At 39.0% G+C, this 19089-nt stretch carries 19 protein-coding genes; 14 read left to right on the forward strand and 5 right to left on the reverse strand.

What is annotated here, in order from left to right:
* Window positions 1–56: 56 nt before the first annotated feature.
* Window positions 57–1190: an endoglucanase gene (locus tag IPM14_00555; GenBank protein ID MBK9096613.1), complete on the reverse strand. Its 1134-nt coding sequence runs from the start codon at window positions 1188–1190 to the stop codon at window positions 57–59.
* 90 nt (window positions 1191–1280) lie between these two features.
* Here IPM14_00555 and corA point away from each other — a divergent pair, with 90 nt between their 5' ends.
* The 10 genes from corA to IPM14_00605 all read left to right on the forward strand — a co-directional run bounded on the left by corA (window position 1281) and on the right by IPM14_00605 (window position 7889).
* The gene (corA, locus tag IPM14_00560; protein ID MBK9096614.1) at window positions 1281–2411 is read left to right on the forward strand and encodes a magnesium/cobalt transporter CorA; all 1131 of its coding nucleotides are present in this window, start codon (window positions 1281–1283) and stop codon (window positions 2409–2411) included.
* Between the two features lie 105 nt (window positions 2412–2516).
* A complete protein-coding gene (locus IPM14_00565) occupies window positions 2517–2894 on the forward strand; it encodes a hypothetical protein (protein MBK9096615.1) in 378 nt (125 codons plus the stop codon).
* A 4-nt stretch (window positions 2895–2898) separates the two neighbouring features.
* Entirely contained in the window at window positions 2899–3474 is a 576-nt protein-coding gene (locus tag IPM14_00570) for a DUF4256 domain-containing protein (GenBank protein MBK9096616.1), read from the forward strand.
* A 203-nt stretch (window positions 3475–3677) separates the two neighbouring features.
* On the forward strand, window positions 3678–4067 hold the full coding sequence (locus IPM14_00575; protein ID MBK9096617.1) for a DUF1801 domain-containing protein: 390 nt from the start codon (window positions 3678–3680) through the stop codon (window positions 4065–4067).
* A 10-nt stretch (window positions 4068–4077) separates the two neighbouring features.
* Entirely contained in the window at window positions 4078–4827 is a 750-nt protein-coding gene (locus IPM14_00580) for a CPBP family intramembrane metalloprotease (protein MBK9096618.1), read from the forward strand.
* A gap of 68 nt (window positions 4828–4895) precedes the next feature.
* Complete coding sequence (locus tag IPM14_00585) at window positions 4896–5309, forward strand: DUF1801 domain-containing protein (GenBank protein MBK9096619.1); 414 nt, start codon at window positions 4896–4898, stop codon at window positions 5307–5309.
* 93 nt (window positions 5310–5402) lie between these two features.
* On the forward strand, window positions 5403–5861 hold the full coding sequence (locus IPM14_00590; GenBank protein ID MBK9096620.1) for a nuclear transport factor 2 family protein: 459 nt from the start codon (window positions 5403–5405) through the stop codon (window positions 5859–5861).
* Complete coding sequence (locus IPM14_00595) at window positions 5854–6231, forward strand: nuclear transport factor 2 family protein (GenBank protein MBK9096621.1); 378 nt, start codon at window positions 5854–5856, stop codon at window positions 6229–6231. Before IPM14_00590 ends, IPM14_00595 begins: the two co-directional genes overlap by 8 nt.
* A gap of 234 nt (window positions 6232–6465) precedes the next feature.
* On the forward strand, window positions 6466–7335 hold the full coding sequence (locus IPM14_00600; GenBank protein ID MBK9096622.1) for an isocitrate lyase/phosphoenolpyruvate mutase family protein: 870 nt from the start codon (window positions 6466–6468) through the stop codon (window positions 7333–7335).
* A gap of 206 nt (window positions 7336–7541) precedes the next feature.
* A complete protein-coding gene (locus IPM14_00605; protein ID MBK9096623.1) occupies window positions 7542–7889 on the forward strand; it encodes a GIY-YIG nuclease family protein in 348 nt (115 codons plus the stop codon).
* A gap of 149 nt (window positions 7890–8038) precedes the next feature.
* Here IPM14_00605 and IPM14_00610 read toward each other — a convergent pair whose 3' ends face one another.
* From IPM14_00610 to IPM14_00620, 3 genes are read right to left on the reverse strand one after another with little or no spacing between them, the layout of a single operon-like run.
* Complete coding sequence (locus IPM14_00610; protein MBK9096624.1) at window positions 8039–10426, reverse strand: sucrose synthase; 2388 nt, start codon at window positions 10424–10426, stop codon at window positions 8039–8041.
* On the reverse strand, window positions 10423–12606 hold the full coding sequence (locus IPM14_00615) for an HAD-IIB family hydrolase (protein ID MBK9096625.1): 2184 nt from the start codon (window positions 12604–12606) through the stop codon (window positions 10423–10425). The genes IPM14_00610 and IPM14_00615 overlap by 4 nt, the downstream gene beginning before the upstream one ends.
* Window positions 12603–13493 (reverse strand): carbohydrate kinase, encoded by an 891-nt coding sequence (locus IPM14_00620; GenBank protein ID MBK9096626.1) that lies wholly within the window; start codon window positions 13491–13493, stop codon window positions 12603–12605. Before IPM14_00620 ends, IPM14_00615 begins: the two co-directional genes overlap by 4 nt.
* A gap of 557 nt (window positions 13494–14050) precedes the next feature.
* On the opposite strand from IPM14_00620, the gene IPM14_00625 reads away from it, so the two are divergent.
* From IPM14_00625 to IPM14_00635, 3 genes are all read left to right on the forward strand, one after another.
* Window positions 14051–14752 (forward strand): hypothetical protein, encoded by a 702-nt coding sequence (locus tag IPM14_00625; protein MBK9096627.1) that lies wholly within the window; start codon window positions 14051–14053, stop codon window positions 14750–14752.
* Between the two features lie 208 nt (window positions 14753–14960).
* Window positions 14961–15437, forward strand: coding sequence for an SRPBCC family protein (locus tag IPM14_00630; GenBank protein ID MBK9096628.1), 477 nt, complete (start codon window positions 14961–14963; stop codon window positions 15435–15437).
* 290 nt (window positions 15438–15727) lie between these two features.
* Complete coding sequence (locus IPM14_00635; GenBank protein MBK9096629.1) at window positions 15728–17806, forward strand: Zn-dependent oligopeptidase; 2079 nt, start codon at window positions 15728–15730, stop codon at window positions 17804–17806.
* A 176-nt stretch (window positions 17807–17982) separates the two neighbouring features.
* On the opposite strand, the gene IPM14_00640 is transcribed toward IPM14_00635, so the two are convergent.
* Window positions 17983–18516 carry a DUF4440 domain-containing protein gene (locus IPM14_00640; GenBank protein MBK9096630.1) on the reverse strand — a complete coding sequence of 178 codons (534 nt, stop codon included), beginning with the start codon at window positions 18514–18516 and terminating at the stop codon, window positions 17983–17985.
* Between the two features lie 159 nt (window positions 18517–18675).
* Here IPM14_00640 and IPM14_00645 point away from each other — a divergent pair, with 159 nt between their 5' ends.
* Window positions 18676–19062: a VOC family protein gene (locus tag IPM14_00645; protein ID MBK9096631.1), complete on the forward strand. Its 387-nt coding sequence runs from the start codon at window positions 18676–18678 to the stop codon at window positions 19060–19062.
* Window positions 19063–19089: the final 27 nt, after the last annotated feature.

Here is a 19089-nt window from a genome sequence, read left to right on the forward strand (position 1 = left end):
AAGAGGAGAGAAATAAACCGTTTTAACGGTTTATCAGCCAACCACAATTAATAAATTTATTTCTTACTAAACGGATTGGATGGGATGATTCGTTTTAACAATGACTCCCATCCGAGTTCTTTCCTTATTATGGGTTCAAGAAAGTCTGCAATCTTTTTATGACCAAACCTGTTCGGATGTTTTTCGCAGCCGAAATCTCTTTTCTCATTGAATTTAACATCCACTTTAACAAAATGAATTTTCTTGTCCCCTTTCTTCTGTTTCATTTCGTTCACTATGCTGCTGATATAATCGCAGTGTGGATCTCTTCTCATCGGGCTGCATAAAGTAAAAATGTGTGCGTTCGGATAATGCCTTCTGATATCATTTATCAGCTTCAGATACGCTGTCAGGAACATTTCTCTTTTGGGATGAGGTTTCTGCCAGTAATCATTTCTTCCGAGACGAACAACAACCGCATCCGGCTGCCATAGTTTAAAATCCCAGAGAAGCGAATCATTCATCAATGTTCTTTCATAATAATGAGGAAGCGGCAACTCAGAAGTGCGGAGCGAGTCACCGTAATTTTTTACTGCACCGGACCCCGAGATTGCAACGACGGAATAATCAGCGTTTAACTTTCTTGCAAGCTGTGGACCAAAAGAAAGATAGCTGTTTTCTGTTTCGCGGCTGAATACACAATCGGAAGAATTACCATCGGAACCAAACCCGGTGAAATATGAATCGCCGACAAATTCGATTCTTCTTTTTTTCTTAATGATTTCAATTGGCTTTACAAGATCCTTTCCTCCGTCGAGTATAAATCCTTCAAATGCTGCATCACCGAATAGTGCTTCGGTCCGTTTTGTAATTAATAAAGTGTGAACTTTATTTGGAAGAACGTTTGCAAGAACGTAAACAGTATCCGAAGTTGTCCGTATTATTTTATGAAGTCTTCCGTCAATAAAAATATTATAGTCGCTGTTTCCGTCTTTCAATTTTATCGAACAGGAAGTCCCTTCAAAGCGGGTTCGTATCTGAACACCGGGCCAATCAAATCTAACGCTTTTCGGATTTGAAAAATCAAACCTACCGATGTATTCAATACTCGGATCGTCGGGATCTATATGAGATGAACCCTCAAAAAACTCACAGGAAGTAAGCATTATTTGAATCAAAATTGTTGTAAACAGATAAAAAATTTTTTTCATCGAACGAAAAGATAGTAAAGAAGCAAATGTTTGCCAGCAGAAAATTTTATATTTTTATTTAACTAATAAATCAATCATTATGAAACCGCTATGAAGAAAATTACAGACATTCCTCAAAATATTTTAGAAGTGCCGGTAAACATCATCAAACACCTGACTCCCGGGATTAAAAAGAAAACCACTTCGAAAGTTGGCCTGCCTCCAGGCTCGATCATCCACGTTGGCGAAAAGAAAATTGAAAAGGTTAAAATATCTTTAACAGAGTACGATGAAAAAAATGTTGAAACCTGTGAAATAAATTCTGTTGAGGAAATTGATCCGTATACCGATACGCCGCAAGTTACCTGGGTAAACGTTTGCGGGCTTCACGATACAGAGCTGATAAAACAGATCGGAGAAAAGTTCAATATCCACCCGCTGGTACTTGAAGATATACTGAACACAGAGACTCGTCCGAAAATTGAGATAACCGACGATTATATATTTATTGCTATGAAGATGCTCACAAACAACAATCACGAAGACCAGATCGGTATCGAGCAGGTGAGCTTCATTCTCGGGAACAGTTTTGTTTTCAGCTTCCTTGAAAAATCAGACAGCATTTTTGCGCCAATCAATGAGCGAATAACAAACAATTATGGAAGGGTGAGGAAGCAGGCATCCGATTATTTATTCTACGCATTGATGGATATTGTTGTTGACCAGTACTATCTTGTGCTTGAACAGATAGAAGAAAAAATTGAACTGCTAGATGACGAAGTTATCCGAAGTGCCGACAGATCGCAGATCGAAAAAATTTATAATCTTAAAAACAAATTGCTGCTCACTCGCAGATCACTCTGGCCATTAAGAGAAATATTTTCAAGATTAATCAGAGAAGAATCAAAGCTGATCAACAAGAAAGTAATGCCGTATTTGCGTGACCTCCTTGACCACACAATACAGATAACAGAAACAATCGATGTGCAGCGTGAAATTACAAACGGTCTGATGGAAACACATCTTTCACTGATGAGCTATAAGATGAACGAGGTAATGAAAGTGCTTACTGTTATTGCAACGATATTCATCCCGCTTACATTTATAGTTGGAATTTATGGTATGAACTTCCCCAATATGCCTGAGATGAACTGGCCATGGGCGTACTTTGCCTTGTGGGGAGTAATGATCGGTTTAAGTGTTCTTATGCTTTATTTCTTTAAGAAGAAGAAGTGGTTTTAAAAAATTGAACATAAACCAGTCATTCCGGAGATACGCCAAAGGCGGATCATCCGGAATCTGACAACCAAAAAATTTCTTTATAAATAAAATAATCATTAAGGCTTTATGGGCACTTCAACCATAAGTAATCAACAAAAAGTTCGTAATGTTTTATTTGTTCTTCTCGGAGTGCTGCTTCTTTTATTAAAACAGATTTACAACGGGCCCGGACTTGAAATAGTAAAAAGTTACTCCGGAAATTTATCAATCTCGTTCGCCGTGTATTTTTTAATTTCCTTTTCCTCTGATTATTGGAAACAAAATAAACTTATTTCGGCTATTATCTCTTTAACAATTGTGGAATTATTCGAGATTACAAATGGCTTTGGGATAATGACAAATGTATATGATATAATTGATTTATTTGTTAATCTAATAGGTGTTATTTTCGCTTTAGCAGTAGACCAGCTATTAACTAAGAATAATTCAAAGGAGGCAAATTAAATTTATGAGGAACACCAACAGCAATAAAAAGAACCTGTCACTGAAACACGGGGAAGAACTACTCAAAACATTAAAAGCACGTTTTGAGAAAAATATGACTCGCCATAAAGGAATTGAATGGACTAAAGTAGAAGCGAAATTGAAAAAAAGTAACGATAAACTTTGGTCGCTGAATGAAATGGAAAGAACCGGTGGTGAGCCAGATGTCGTTGGCTTCGATAAGAGAACAGACGAATATATTTTTTATGATTGTTCAGCGGAAAGTCCTAACGGACGAAGAAGTCTTTGCTACGACGCTGAAGCTCTTGCATCAAGAAAAGAAAATAAACCAAAAGACAGTGCAGTTAATATGGCAAATCAAATGTGCATTGAACTTTTAACCGAAGAACAATACCGCGAATTGCAGAAACTTGGAACCTTCGATGCGAAAACATCGAGCTGGTTGAAAACTCCAACTGAAATCAGAAAGCTTGGTGGAGCTATCTTTTGCGATCGGCGCTACAACAAAGTTTTCACATACCACAACGGAGCTGAATCCTATTATGCAGCCAGGGGTTTCCGCGGTGTGCTGAAAGTTTGAAGTTTGGGAATATTAAATAAGGGGGTGAAGTTACGCAACAGTTACCTGGGTTAGTCATTCCGGCCCTGCCTGTCCGGCAGGCAGGTTGTCCGGAATCTGAAATTCAAACGATTCAAAGATTCTGGACTCTCCCGACTTTGTCGGGATCGCCAGAATGACAGCCTTGCCTAAACACAGTAAGTACAAAGCAACTAAGGACGGCTATGAACAAAGAAATTAAAGCATATAATGCTAAACAATCTCCCGAAGACAAAAAGATCTGCACTATCCTCGCTGAAGAAATTGATCGCGGTCTGCCCGAAGCAGAAAACAAAATCTGGCACGCACATCCGGTTTGGTTTTTAGACGGCAATCCAGTTGTCGGATACAGCAAGTTGAAAGATTCTGTGCGATTGCTTTTCTGGAGCGGGCAATCATTCGATGAAGATGCTTTACACAAAGAAGGAAGTTTCAGAGCTGCTGATGTTCGTTATACTTCTGCGGATCAGATTAACAAAAAAGATCTAGCACGCTGGTTAAAAAAATCCAGAGATATACAATGGGATTATAAAAACATTATTAAGCGAAAAGGCAAATTGATCAGACTGAAATGATTCCCGGGAAATGAAAACGAACAACAATTCTATGCAGTGGCTGAGATTGTTCCTTGGATTGGTTTTGGTTTTTGCTCTGTTCCACTGGACTGCAAGTGTATTAGGAAGTGATCGCGGACAGTACGGTGTACTAATTGGTCTGCTAGTAGTCGCTGCAATAATTACTGCAAAGATTTTTCTTTTCAACAAATCGTTTAAGGAATCCGTTAAAGAAGTTGGACTGACCAGTCCGAAATCTTCTGGTATTTTAATCGCAATACTCATCAGTGTTTTAATGCTGCTAACCATTTTGGTTTTCTCCTCAGTAACAGATTCCTCCTTCAGTTTTTATCCGAAATGGCATCTGCTTGTTCCGGGATTATTTTTTCAAGCCGGGATAGCTGAAGAAACTTTATTCCGTGGTTATCTTTTCGGTCACATCAGAACGAAATACAGTTTCTGGAAAGCTGCTATTCTTGCTGCGGTTCCATTTATTCTTGTTCATTTGATTATGTTTTATTCACTGTCTTTTGCAATAGCTTTCGCTTCCATTCTTCTGGCGGTTGTTACGTCATTTCCCTTTGCCCGTTTGTTTGAACTCGGAGGAAATACAATTTGGGCTCCCGCAATTCTTCATTTTGTGGTGCAGGGAACGGTAAAAGTACTGGTGGCTCCGGGTGAATCCGCTCAATCATTTCCGTTATTCTGGATTGCGGTTTGTGCAATTATTCCACTGCTTGTTTTTTTAATGCCCGAGAAAAAAATTATTTTACCGGGTTGACAAAACCTTCAAATATTTATTATTATTTTGTTAAGAAAATAAATCATCACAAACAAAGAGAGTTACAAATGGGCAAACTCGCACAAATAAAAACAAAAGAAACCAGCGCAAGCGTTGAGGACTTTATCAATTCCGTTAAAGATGAAGCAAAGCGCAAAGACAGCTTCACGATACTCAAGATGATGCAGAAAGCTTCAAAGGAAAAACCCAAAATGTGGGGCAGCTCGATGATTGGATTTGGAAATAAAATCTACAAAAGTCCCGCAACGGGAAGAGAAGTTGAATGGTTTAAGATAGGTTTCTCTCCGAGGAAAGCGAACATTTCATTGCATCTTGTACTTGATATTAAGAAGCACGCCGCAGAACTGAAAAAACTTGGTAAGCACAAAACCGGTGTTGGCTGTCTTTACATTAATAAGCTAGATGATATTGATTTGAAGGTTCTGGAAAAATTAGTTAACAACGCTGTGAAGACAAAATAACATCAAACATATTTCGTCTCGAACAGAACGGAATAAGAAAATTTGTGCCCATCTTCTACAAGAAATTATTAGCAATTCAAAAGGAGTACGTAAATGAAATTTCTTATTGGATCAATATTTCTCTTGACTGTGTATTTAGTTTCTGTTCCTGCACAAACAATATCTTTACGAAACGATCAGGATTCAGTTTTAATAAAACAGTTAATTGACCTTGAATTTGAACTTAATGATCTTCTTGCGGAAAGAAATTTTGATACATACGCCGCATATCTTGCAGATGATTATATAAGAATTTCCGCCGATGGAAAAATGAAAAATAAAGAGCAGGTGCTTCAGCAATTCAACACAACACAAACAGGAAAAGCTGTTCCTGAAATTATGCAGATACGTATTTACGGAAACACTGCAATTATGACTATACGCCTGACTATCACAACTGAAGAACAGGGAGTAAGCTCCATCCGTGAATCCCTGCTAACAAAAGTTTTTATCTTGCGTGACGGACGATGGTATATGGTTTCAAACCAGGGGACGGCTATTGCTAATGAATAAGGAAGTGACAGAGGAATTCCTGCAGTCTTTTGCTGATGCATTTAATGCACACGATGTTAATGCAATAATGTTTCATATGACAGATGATTGTGTATTCGAAGCTTCAGCGGGACCAGATTTTGACGGAAAGAAATTTACAGGGCAAAAGCAAGTCAGAGAAGCTTTTGAAGAAGTATTTAAATCGTTCCCTGATGCTCGCTGGAGTAATGCCAGACATTTCATTTCTGGGAATAGAGGATTCACCGAGTGGATTTTTACTGGCACTAAATCGGACGAAACTAAAGTTGAAGTTACAGGCTGTGATCTATTTACATTTAGGGAGGGGAAAATAGTGATCAAGAATTCATACAGAAAAAACCGCTTCCCTTAATAAAGTTTGTAATATAATAAACCGCCCATAAGTTTGTCCTAACTTTATTTGCCTGCCTCGCTCAATGCACACCTTCGGGAAAAATGTTACCGCTTAAACGTAGAATGATTGGTTTTGATGCTAATTGAAATGTTGAAGATATTTTTTTGCAGTATAATTAATAATTTAAACTTAGTATAATGGTCAATGAGAAGTCAGATGTATTTATGTTAAACATTATAAGAGATTCCTATTATGGTTTCGAACATTCAAAAAGAAAAAGCTGAGCTGTTCCTGAAATATCATCACGACAAAGAAATTCTTGTTCTGTTAAACTCGTGGGATATCGGAAGTTCCAAATTGATAGAAGCAAGCGGTTACAAAGCAATCGCAACTACAAGTATGGGAGTAGCTGCATCTTTAGGTTATCCTGATTGCCAGATAATAACTTTATCCGAAATGATTAATGTTATAACCGGAATAGTAAAAGCAGTAAAAGTTCCGGTGTCTGTGGATATAGAAGCTGGTTATGGAAATAATTTAAATGAAATAATTGAATCCGTTAAGAAGATAATTGCAACAGGAATTGTTGGAGTAAACATTGAGGATAGTCTTGATTTAAGTCCGGCACTTATTGACGAGAAGGAATTCTGCGAGAGAATTTCTGCGATTCGTGAGTTATCAGATTCGCTGGGATTTCATATGGTAATTAATGCGAGAACGGATTCATTTTATGTTTCATCAGGTTCACAACAAGAAAAATTATCTGAATCAATTAAGCGCGGAAATAAATACCGTGAAGCTGGTGCCGACTGTATATTTGTTCAGCCTGTCTCGGACAAAGAAACCATTTCAACATTGGTAAAAGAAATCAATGCGCCAATTAATATTCTTGCAAACCCTACGATTGGGGCGGGAGTAACTCCATCCATAAGTGAACTTCAGGATTTAGGTGTTGCCCGGGTAAGTCTTGGTTCAAGTCTGATGAAAGCTACTCTGGCTTTAATAAAAAAAGTTGCTGATGAACTTTCTGAAAAAGGCACTTACAATATTTTATTAAATACTTTAACTCCGATCACCGATGCAGCAACAGCTTATAAAATGGCAATCGGTTTGAATAAGTAGGTGGTTTCGATACGTCCCGACAAATCGGGACTAGTCAACCACCATTTAGAAAGTTAAGGTTAACGAGCGTTACGAAAAACCGAAACGACTCAACCGCCTTTCAGGCAGATAAGGTTGTCGAGTTTTTCGAACAAAGTGAGAAAAGTATCGAGACAACCTGATGATAGTAAAATTAAGATTAGCAACATATCAACAATAAATTTGTTTTGAGCAAGGGCTATACTTACATACTTGAGTGTGCAGATGGAACTTTTTATACAGGCAGCACAAAGGATTTGGAAAAAAGAATCTGGCAACACAACAATGGTATTGGTGCAAACTATACTAAGACCAGACTTCCTGTTGATTTGGTGTATTATGAAGAATATATCAGGATTGATGAGGCTTTTTATCGTGAAAAACAGATTCAGGGTTGGAGCAGAAAAAAGAAATTAGCGCTCATTGAAGGCAAGCCGGAGTTATTGCCTAAACTGGCAAAAAAGATTTTCAAGAGGCAGGTGGTTTCGATACGTCCCGACAAATCGGGACTACTCAACCACCGTATAGAAAGTTAAGGTTGACAAGTGTTGCGAAATGACGAAACGACTCAACCCCCTTTAAGCAATTAAGGTTGTCGAGTGTTCCGAGTAAAACGAGGAACGTATCGAGATAACCGTTACGTTAGGATTAGCAACTACCATGGTCGCACAGTGACAGATTTTACTTACTTGTTAGCGTGCATCTCAAGAATTCTCTCCGCTCTCGGTTTGTACAAGGTGTGATACATTAAATCGAGATAAGCATTAAGCTCGGACATTTCAAGATTCGTTGTGTATCTCCAGAAACCGTAGATCTTTGCAAGCGAAAGAAGATTCTGCGAGTAAAGTTCCCAGTTAAAAGATCTGTCCACGCGAGTAATTCCCGCTTCGGAGATTTTCTTCCAGTAATTTTCTTCTTCCTTGCATCGCTTAAAAAAGTTAACCAGCTTTTCAGTTGTTTCATTTCCGTTTATCGGGTCAATATGAAAACCCGAGACCTTGTTCTCAATAATTTCAAGCGGTCCGCCGTATTGAGTTGCAAAAGTCGGCAGTCCGGAACGCATCGCTTCAATTACAGTCAGACCAAAACCTTCAAACAAAGCTGGCTGGACAAAAACACCACGCTTGTCTGCAATAACCCTGTAAAACTCCGGCACACGAAGCCTGTCGGCATCGCCCTGTATCCATCGCATTTTATCTTTCAGGTTATATTTATTAATGTATTCGTGCATCTGGTGAACCTGCTCTTTTTCTTCCGAGTCGGTTGAGTGCTCTGCATTAATTTTTCCTGCAACGATAATAAGATTTGCAAGCGACTGAAGCTCTTCGCTTTCACCAAACCATTTTACAAGCGAAGTAAGGTTTTTAATTTTATCCAGCCTGGCCATTGAAAATATCGGCGGCAGGTCGGGATTCTTCAGCTCGCCAACAATTCTATCAGAAGAAGTCTTGAAAAGTTTTTGCTCAACTTCTTCTGTCATTTCCTTGATCCTGTTTTCCTGCAGATGAAACGGAAAAAAAGCTTCTGCATTAACTCCGGGAGGCAGTATGTTAAATTTCGGATGAAAAATATTTATTCCGCCAGCCACGCGGTACAAACCCGGCATAGTAAAGTTCACATAAGATTCATACTGCCCGATGCTGTCTTCGCGTCCCGCAATTTCCTGGTAAGTTGAAGTGATAATAAAATCAGCGGCGTTCATCGCGAGCAGGTCTGCAGTAAATTGAGTTGAAAAATTATACTGGTTTTCGAGTTCTTTCCAGTAGAGTCCGCTGTAAAGATATTTACTTTTCTCAAGTGCGTGTGCAACATTGCACTGAGTCACACCAAATCTTTTCGCAAGAATGGAAGCGACAAGATTTCCATCCGAGTAATTCCCGATAACAAGGTCCGGTCGCGTTCCGAATTCAACCATTAATTCTTTGTATGAATCTTCCGCAAACTCTTCAAGGTATGGCCATATCTCAAATCTTGAAATCCAGTTGTCGGTAATCTTTTTATTATGCTCTCTAAAAGGAATGCGAAGTATCCAGACGTTTTTTGTGCCGTGGACTTTTTCCATTCTCTGGTTGCAGGAAGTTCCGTTTGAGTTCGGAATTAACCTTGTGAGAATAATTATTTTGGGAGTGGTTTCAATTCCCGCACTCTGCAGCGACTCATAAATATTTTTTTCGAGTGCTTTTACCTGGTCAAGTATGTAAACAATCTGTCCTCCTGTATCGGGTTTGCCTAAAACATTCTCCTGTGCAAAGTAACCGTGCGGAGTAATTATCGCAACATTGAATATCATCGGGATCCGCGAGAGAAAACTTTTCAGCACTTCATGATCGGGTGAATGCAGAAGCGCATCAAGCTGTTCGAGACTTTCCTTTATTCTGCCGGCAGTATTTCCGAGTCCGGGTTCAAAGCCAAGTTCCTGCAGTTTGTGCCTGATGCTGCTGTAAGGTTCTTCCGGTTCATATTCAGAAAGAAACCTGATGCCTTTGTTGATTGATGAATTGAGTTCTTCTGTGTCTTTGATCCTGTCATTCAACACGAGCTGTTCGCCATTATGCTTATGCACAAAAAGAAAATTGAAAAGTGCCTCGCTCATCTTTTCTGTGTTTGTAAACAGCTTGCTCGAGAGATACCTGTTCAGAAACTCAACGCCTCTGCCGATACTTTTTGATTCACGTATGTTTGGGAACTGTTCGTAAAATGCCTGGAAGTTCAGAGTAAGAAGATCGTTCACATGATGCGGATCTTTATATCTCTCTTTTGCTTTAAGATATTCGACGGTTCCTATTCTTTCATAGCTGCAGTCTTCAATATTGAACTGATGATAGCTGGACGTTCCTATTTTTTCTCTCATCTCAAAAAAGAGAGCGCTCCCGACGGAAACTGATTCTGTAATTTTACTTACAACATCTCTTATTTCATCAAGACTTTTTCCGTTCTTCTTTTCCATCTTGAGCAGTATTTCAAGAAGGTCGCCTTTGACCAGCAGCTTTCTTTCAACGGATGCAACGTTTGTTAAATATCTGCAGAAAACTTTTTTCTTTTCTTTTAGCAGCGCTTCTATTTTTTTACTCATTGTTCCGATCCTTTTAACTTTAGAAAATGATAGTGTTCGATCCCATCAATAATTCCGCCCGCATAATTTCTTTTGGCAAAATAAATTCTGCTTTGTCCTTTTAATTCTTCAAGCTCGGGACTGTAATTAGCAACAACAACTCCAAGTAGATCGCCTTTCAGCATTTCGCTGTCGTTCCCCGAATCTCCCGCGACAAGAATTTTTTCATAAGGTATGTTCCATCTGTAAGCGAGGTAACGGATTGCTTTTCCTTTCGATGCACGGTAAGGAAGAATGTCGAGATACTGCCCGTGGCTGAAAATTACATTAGCTTTAATTTTATTCTTGATCAATGTGGATTTAACTTTCTCAATATTGTCCGGCACATCGGAAGTGTAATAGCTGATCTTATGTTTTCTCTGTGTTGCTTCTTCCTGATATTGAAGGAACCCGAACGAAGATAGCACTCCTCTTATTTTTTCACGGTTCCACTGATGCTTTATGTGTGCATCCCATCCGGTTGAATAAATGAGCTTGCCGTGATAGTTGTAATAAATTTCCGCACCAACTGATGAAATAATTATGTCCGGATACGGAACGTTGTTTTCTTTCAATACTGAAAAAGCCGAATCAACTGTTCTGCCCGTTGCTACTGCAAAACCAACTTTTGAATCTGTCTTCTCCAATATTTTAATAAACTCTTCTAATGTATTTTCGTCGCCAAGAAGAGTGTGATCGATATCTGACACAATTAATTTTTCAGCATCAAGAAGCTTTCTGCCGACGGGCGCAAAGACCTTTTCTTCGTCTTTTCTTGTGCCGGCAATATGTCCGATTTCTTCAATATACTTTTCAACGTGCGCTTTCCAGGTATACTGTTTTCTTACGTTTCTCATTCCGTTCTCCGAAAATTTATTCCACAAATTCTGATCATCAATAATTTTGTTTATCGCATCGGAAATATTTTTAGTCTCCGAAACATCCACAAGCAAACCATTCTGACAATTTTTAATGATGTCCCTCGGACCGCCGTCATCAGTTGCAACAACAGGAACTCCGCAGGAAGCAGCCTCAATTAATGTAAGTCCGAAAGGTTCGGTAAGTGCAGCATTTACAAAAACACCCTTTGTATCTGCTGCAATCCTGTACAGTTCGGGGACTTCCGTATGTGTATCGTGTCTCTTTGGAATTGCCATCTTGCCGTAAAGATTATATTTATCCATCAGCAGAAGAATGTCTGTCAATACTTCTCTTTCATTATCTGGCATTTCCTGAATGTCGGTTCGTATCCCGGCAAAGATCGCGAGGTTAGCTTTTTTCTGAAGTTCTTTGTCTTCACCATAAGCAGTGATAAGTCCTGAAATATTTTTTCTCTTATCAGGTCTGCAGACAGTTAGTATCAGCGGTTTATCAATATGAACAAAAAAGTTCAGCAGCTTTGTGCTGATTGTCTTAATCAGCTCTGAATTTTCCTCATCAAGAGGAATGCGTTCATTGTATGGATAGAATCTTTCTATATCAACTCCCGGCGGAATTACTCTGAATTTTTCTTCGGAAGTGTTTTTATAATCGCCATATTGATTTTGTATTTCCTGTTGTGTGCTTGTAATTATCCGGTTGGCAAGATGGATAATGTTTTCTTCAACATCTATCCTTTGAGAAATTTTGTACCTCTTCTCAATGTCCTCCTGATCCATTCCGTCGCTTAAAAGTTTTCTCAGCTTATCTCTTCCAAGCGAGTGACCTGTGTGTACGAAAGGTATTCCGAAAAATTGTGTGAGTTCTGTGCAGACATATCCGGCATCGGCATAATGACTGTGAATTATATCCGGTAATCTTCCGCGGTATTTAATATACTTAATGCTTTTATCTACAAATTCGTCGAGATGATCCCAGAGCAATTCTTTCCGAATGTATTTTCCGCCGCCGCATCTTATCCTGATTATGCTGAATTTATCGTTTATCTTTTCTTCGGGAACGGAATAATCCGGCGAGACGGATTTATCTTTTATTTCTCTTGTTACAAGCTCTACTTTTTCAACGCGTTCATCTTCGCTTAAAGTTTTTGCGAGTTCAAGTACGTATTTTGTTTGTCCGCCTGTATCAGCATCACGACCGAGTTCGAGATTGTGCCCACGAATTAATCCGTGAATGCTGTAAAGCTGGATGTAGAGACCTTTTTTGTTTTGTTGATTGTTCATTGCCGGATTTCCCCTTTATATCTCTCATAAATTTTATCGTCTTTCGGGAGTGCGCCGTTTATCATGCAAATCTCCGCAGCAAATTCGTTAGCGAGTTTATTAATTTTTCTAAGTTTCCATTTATTCAAATAGCCGAGACATAATATCGAAGCGAATGCATCACCCGCACCGACGGTATCGATCACATTCTGCACTTCGGTTTTATGCTCATCCGTTTCTTCTCCTCTGAACAAAACAGAACCTTCAGCACCTTTAGTAACTGCAAACATCTCTATGTCGAATTTTTTCATCAGCAGTTTTGATGACGAGTAAAGATCAAATTCATCTTCCAGAAATATTTTATGAAGCAGCTTCAGTTCATCACGATTAAGCTTTACTGCGTTTGCGTTCTTCAGCGATTGAAAAAGAATTTCTTCGGTGTAAAAATTCTGGCGGATGTTCACATCATAAAAATATTTTATCCCTTTGCTAAAAAGAGATTGAAGAGCTGTTCTGCTGATCTTGTTCCGCTGCGCAAGCGTTCCGAAATACAAACACTCCGTTTCATTCTCAACAAGATTAATTACCTCATCATCAGCAGAAATAAAATCAAACGCACGGTTCTCCTCGATTGTGAATGCGGGCACTCCGTTTTCATCAAGCGAAACCATCGCAGCGCCGGTAAGATGCCTTGTGTCGGTCTGAATTGTTCCGGCAGAAAGACCCTGCGATTCCAGGAACTCAGGAGCCTCATGACCGAGCTGATCGTTCCCGACCCGGCTTATAATCCTGCCGCTGCCGGTGAGCTTATTAATATGGTATATGAAATTCAGCGGTGCGCCGCCCAGATTCTTCGAATTTGGGTAAATATCAAATAGTATCTCGCCAAAAGCTGCGATATTGTTCATTATTCGCCGTTTTTCCTTTTTTGTAAGTTATGGTTCTCAAATTGTTTTTGTAGATAATAAAATTTTGTTAAAAATGAAAGCTTTTTAGCAGGAATCTCCCGAAAAACTCAGTTTGACGTAGTAAAAAGCTCAATTTTGCCCAAAAACAGCGCCTTTTTGATTGCAAATTTTTGCAATAGGCGTCTGAACGTTTAGGGTGGTATTGACAAAACCGGAAATAGGACTTTAGTCGGTTAGGGCTGTATTTCCAAAGTTGGAAATAGAGGTCTAAAGCTTTAGGGTGGCATTGACAAAACTGGAAATGGGACTTTGGTCGATTAGGGTCGTATTTCTAAAGTTGGAAATAGGGGTCTAAAGCTTTAGGGTGGCATTTCCAAAACTGGAAACAGGGCTTTAGTCGGTTAGAGTGGCATTTCCAAAGTTGGATAAGAAATTTGAAGAATTTAAGGGGTTAAATTGAAATTAAAATCTGCTGTGCATAAGTTTGTCCTAAGCTTATTTGCTTACCTAGGTTTGAAAATTTTATAGGATTGTAAATAATAATTGAACATTTTTTAATGAGATTAAAAGAAATTCTATTCTTTAATTGTTTACTTTTATCTACTTCTGTCTTATGTCAGAGCGAGTATATTGAGGGCGATTCATTCGGTTTATCTGCTAGTTATAACTATGCTAAAAACGACAACTCAAATTCTTCGGGATTTGATCTGGTTTTGTCGTTGTTGGGATCAATAGATATTGGATTCCAACATTCGTCGGGAGAAATAAAAATCGGAGACTACTACAATAACTTGTACTATTCTAAGGCAAATTCATCCTCAAATATTTTATTTGGAGACTATGTCTTCAAAAACAAAGACAATTCAATTAACACAAAAGTATTGCTTGGGTATTACGCTGCTAATTTTGATTTTGACTATGACAAAACTATTTCCTCGTCTGGAGCTTTGGTAGGGCTTGGTTTGTATCCAAGGATATTAAAAACGAATATTATCAAAATATTGTTATTCTTTGAACTAAGCTATGGATTTTTATCTGTTTCCAAATGGTATACAAATCCGGGAGAAGATGACTCGCAATTAAATAACACCAGAAGTATATCCGGAGCAATAAGTATGGAGTATATTATTTCTCCGAACATTAGTTTAATAGCGGTTCCTTTTTTATCGAAAGATCTGATTGTTTCTGATCGAAGTATATATTGGGGAATTAGTGTACGACTTATTTTATCAGCTTCAAAAGAAATTTTGTTTAATTAATATTAAAGCAAACCCTGCATAAATTTGTTTGGGGCTACAAGTTAGTTGAATAGCTGTAAATGCGCTCTTCATTTTCTCCCAAGCATCTTAAGAATTTTATCCGCTCTTGGTTTATACAAAGTGCGATACATTAAATCGAGATAGGCATTAAGTTCCGTCATTCCCGGGTTTGTGGAATTATTTCTCTTCCTCATTTGTTTAAACCATTATGAAAATCTATCAACTAAAAACAGTTCAGAATTTGCCAATCGGGATCGAGGAGGCGTGGGAGTTTTTTTCAAATCCTAATAATCTTTCCGTAATAACTCCGGAGTGGCTAAACTTTAAAGTAACCAGCAAGCTGCCGGATAAAATGTATGCGGGAATGATAATCACTTATAAAGTCCACCCGGTGCTTGGAATACCAAACACGTGGGTAACAGAAATCACTCACGTTAAAGAACCGTTTTATTTTGTGGACGAGCAGAGATTTGGTCCGTATAAATTCTGGCATCATCAGCATCACTTCAAAGAAACAGCTAACGGAGTTGAGATGACAGACATCGTCAGCTATGCACTTCCATTCGATCCATTCAGCAGATCGATTAATTCACTTCTCGTGGAGAAGAAAGTAAAAGAGATTTTTAAGTTCAGGGAGAAGAAGCTGATGGAACTTTTCCCGAATGTCATTGCGATCCCGACTTAAGTCGGAAGCCTGTCCGCCTTTGGCGGAAAGCAATCTCCCCATTAATACCAAAGATTGCTTCGTCGTCCATTGGGCTCCTCGCAATGACATCGATTGTCATTCTGGCGAAGTCCGAAGGACAAGTCCAGAATCTGATCTTCGGGTGTCAGATTCCGGACTCTCCGCCTCCGGCGGATCGCCGGAATGACAGAACTAAAATAACCTAATAACCAATCATCACTTTTTTATACAAGCTTTCAAGGGGATATCGTTAAATTTGTCATCATTTTTAAGAATAAACCGGAGAAGAAATGAAACTCAAATTCACCATCGTTTTGCTTTTTTGCTTCGTACTAACACTACCTTCAATCGCAGCAGACAAGAATTCATCATCAGCTAATCCGCTGCTCGGTAAGTTTAATGAAATTATTCCATTTGCAGATTTGACTGCTGAACACATCAAGGAAGCAACTGATGTTTCCATAAAAGAAGCAAGAGAATCGCTTGCAAAGCTTTACACAATCCCGAAAGAGCAAAGAACGTTCGACAATACAATGTTGGAGCTTGATAACATTTACAATAAAGCCGGGAATGTTTACGGATGTGTTTATCTGATGAACAGCACGCATCCCGATGACGCTGCAAGAAGTATGGCACAGGAATGCAACGCCGAGTTTGCCAAGTTCTTCAATGAAATTTCGCTTGATGAAAATCTTTACAAAGCAGTGAAAGATTATTCAGAAACCGCCGAAGCAAAAAGTCTAACCGGATACAAAGCAAGGTTCACCCAAAAGACAGTTGAAGATTTTGAGCGCAACGGCTTCGCTCTCCCGAAAGAAAAAAGAGATGAGCTGAAAGCAATTAACGATAAGCTTTCCGATCTAACAATTCTCTTCCAGAAAAATATTGCAGAAGTAAATGATTACCTGATAGTTGATGAAACTGAAATTGATGGTCTGCAGGAAGATTACAAAAACACACGACGACAGGAAGACGGGAAATATAAAATTGATCTAACGTATCCGTCATACATCCCATTTATGAAATTTTCCAACTCCGAATCTGCGCGGAAGAAACTTTATACTTTATACAATAACAGAGCGGCAGCGAAAAATCCAGAAGTACTGATAAAAGTTTTAATCCTTCGCCAGCAAATGGCAGAGCTGTTGGGATTCAAAACATACGCTGAATACAGAACCGGCGACAGGATGGCAAAAACTCCGCAGAATGTATGGGATTTTGAGAACAATCTCGTCGATAGGCTGAAAGAAAAAGCGCGGATGGATTATGATGAACTGCTTTCGGTGAAAAGAGCAAAACTCGGCGATGAAACAATCGATGTAATTCAGCCTTGGGAATCAGGGTATTACAATAACATCCTTCTCAAAGAAAAATATGAACTAGACCAGAATCTTGTAAAAGAATATTTTGAAACCAATAATGTAATTGATGGTTTGTTCCAGATTACACAGCATCTTTTTGGTGTTGAGTACGAAGAAGTGAAAGACCCATCAGTATGGCACAAAGACGTCAGACTATTTAACGTAAAGCAGGATGGTAAAATCGTTGCAAGATTCTATATTGATTTATATCCGCGACCAAATAAATATTCCTATGCTGCCTGCTTCCCGATGATAGGAAGCAAGGAAACAGAAAATGGTCCACAGCTTCCAACAGCTACATTGGTCTGCAACTTCCCTGCACCAACTGCTGATATGCCTTCGCTCCTTCCGCACGGAGATGTTGAAACTTTCTTTCACGAGTTTGGACACGTTCTGCACAGCGTGCTGACGAAGACAAAATTATCTTCACAGTCGGGCACTTCCGTTGCGAGAGATTTTGTTGAAGCACCATCGCAGATTTTTGAGAATTGGACATGGAATTATGAATCGCTAAAGCTTTTTGCAAAGCATTACAAAACAGGTGAAGTACTTCCAAAAGAATTATTTGACAAAATGCTCGCAGCGAAGAACGTCGGTTCAGGTTTAGCCTTTACACAACAGGTTTATTACGGAATTCTTGATTTCACTCTTCACGATAAATACGATCCGACAAGCAGCCAGCCTGTTGTTGAAGTTATGAAAGAGCTTCAGAATAAAATTACATTGTACCCTTATCTTGAAGGAACGCAGATGTTCGCAGCATTCGGTCATTTGATGGGTTATGCTGCAGGTTATTATAGCTATCTCTGGGCGCTTGTTTATGCTGACGATATGTTTTCAATTTTTGATAAGAATGGAATTATGGACAAAGCAACAGGACTCAAGTACCGCGATATAATTCTTGCAAACGGAAGTTCACGCGACGAGCTTGAAATGGTAGTTGAGTTTCTCGGGAGACAGCCAAGCCAGGATGCATTCTTTAAAGCAATCGGGCTTGAAGTAAAGTAGAACCATACAAAAATATTTTCCGACTAATACTAAAAAGGCGAGCCATAACGGTTCGCCTTTTTAATTCCCATTGTTGTCATTGCGAGGAGTCCGCGAAGGACGACGAAGCAATCTCCAGGATTAGTTTTGAGATTGCTTCTCCCGACCAAAGTCGGGATCGCAATGACAAACAATCATTAATGATTATGACCTTCGTGCTCATCTTTTGCCGGAGGTGGAGGTGGCTGCATCTTCTGCATTTCTTCCCACGGGTTTACATCTGTGTTCCAGGTCTCAACTTTCAATTTCATTGAACCGTCGTCCTGCACTTCCCAGATATTCATATACTTACCGTGATCATCCCAAGGCATTGGCATTCCGCCGCCTTCCATAGTCAAAGTATATGTGCCAATCTCAACAGCTAAATTACCAGACTGCATTGCATCGGTAACAGTCAATGCAAACTTTGTCATTTTCATTCCGGACTTTTTCATTTTCTTGTAAGATTCTTTGCAGGCCTCTATACCTCTCAACATTGGTTCATAACTTGGCATTGAAATAATGTCCTCTGTGTAATAATCCCACATATCACCAATATCACCTGAGACCATTGCCTTTGCAAATTTGTCGCTCATCATCTGCATTTTTTTCTTAAGCTCGGCTGTATCCTGTGCATTTAGTAGTGATGCTGTAAAGATAAGTGCAAAAAGAATTGCGAACAGTTTTTTCATAATACCTCCTTGATTAAAATAATGAAATTGTTTTATTAGATGACAGCTAAAGATTTATATTTTCCTTATATGAAACAAGTCTGCGGGAAATGAAAATCCATATTTTGTGGTTTCTTAATACTTGATTTATTTTTCCATAAGAAATAATAAAGGAAGCATATGAACAACAAAAAACCCGAAGTTGGTTCAATTACCTGGTTCGATTTAACTGTCCCCGATGCAGAAAAAGTAAAGGATTTCTACAGCAAAGTAGTTGGATGGAAACCTGCGCCTGTATCGATGGGTGATTACAACGATTATAATATGAACTCGCCTGAAAGTGGAAAAACAAATGCGGGCATCTGTCACAAACGTGGAGGGAATGCACATCTTCCATCACAGTGGATGATTTACATTACTGTTAAAAATGTAGATGATAGTGCAAAGACATGTAAAGAATCTGGAGGGAAAGTTTTATCCGAACCAAAGATGATGACTGGCTACGGAAAGTTCTGTGTGATTGAAGATCCTGCTGGAGCTGTCTGCACTTTGTTTGAACCGCTATAAAATATTCCCCTCCTCTTTATAAGAGGG

It is taken from the genome of bacterium, from assembly GCA_016716565.1.
In the GTDB taxonomy this organism is placed as follows: domain Bacteria; phylum Bacteroidota; class Ignavibacteria; order Ignavibacteriales; family Ignavibacteriaceae; genus IGN2.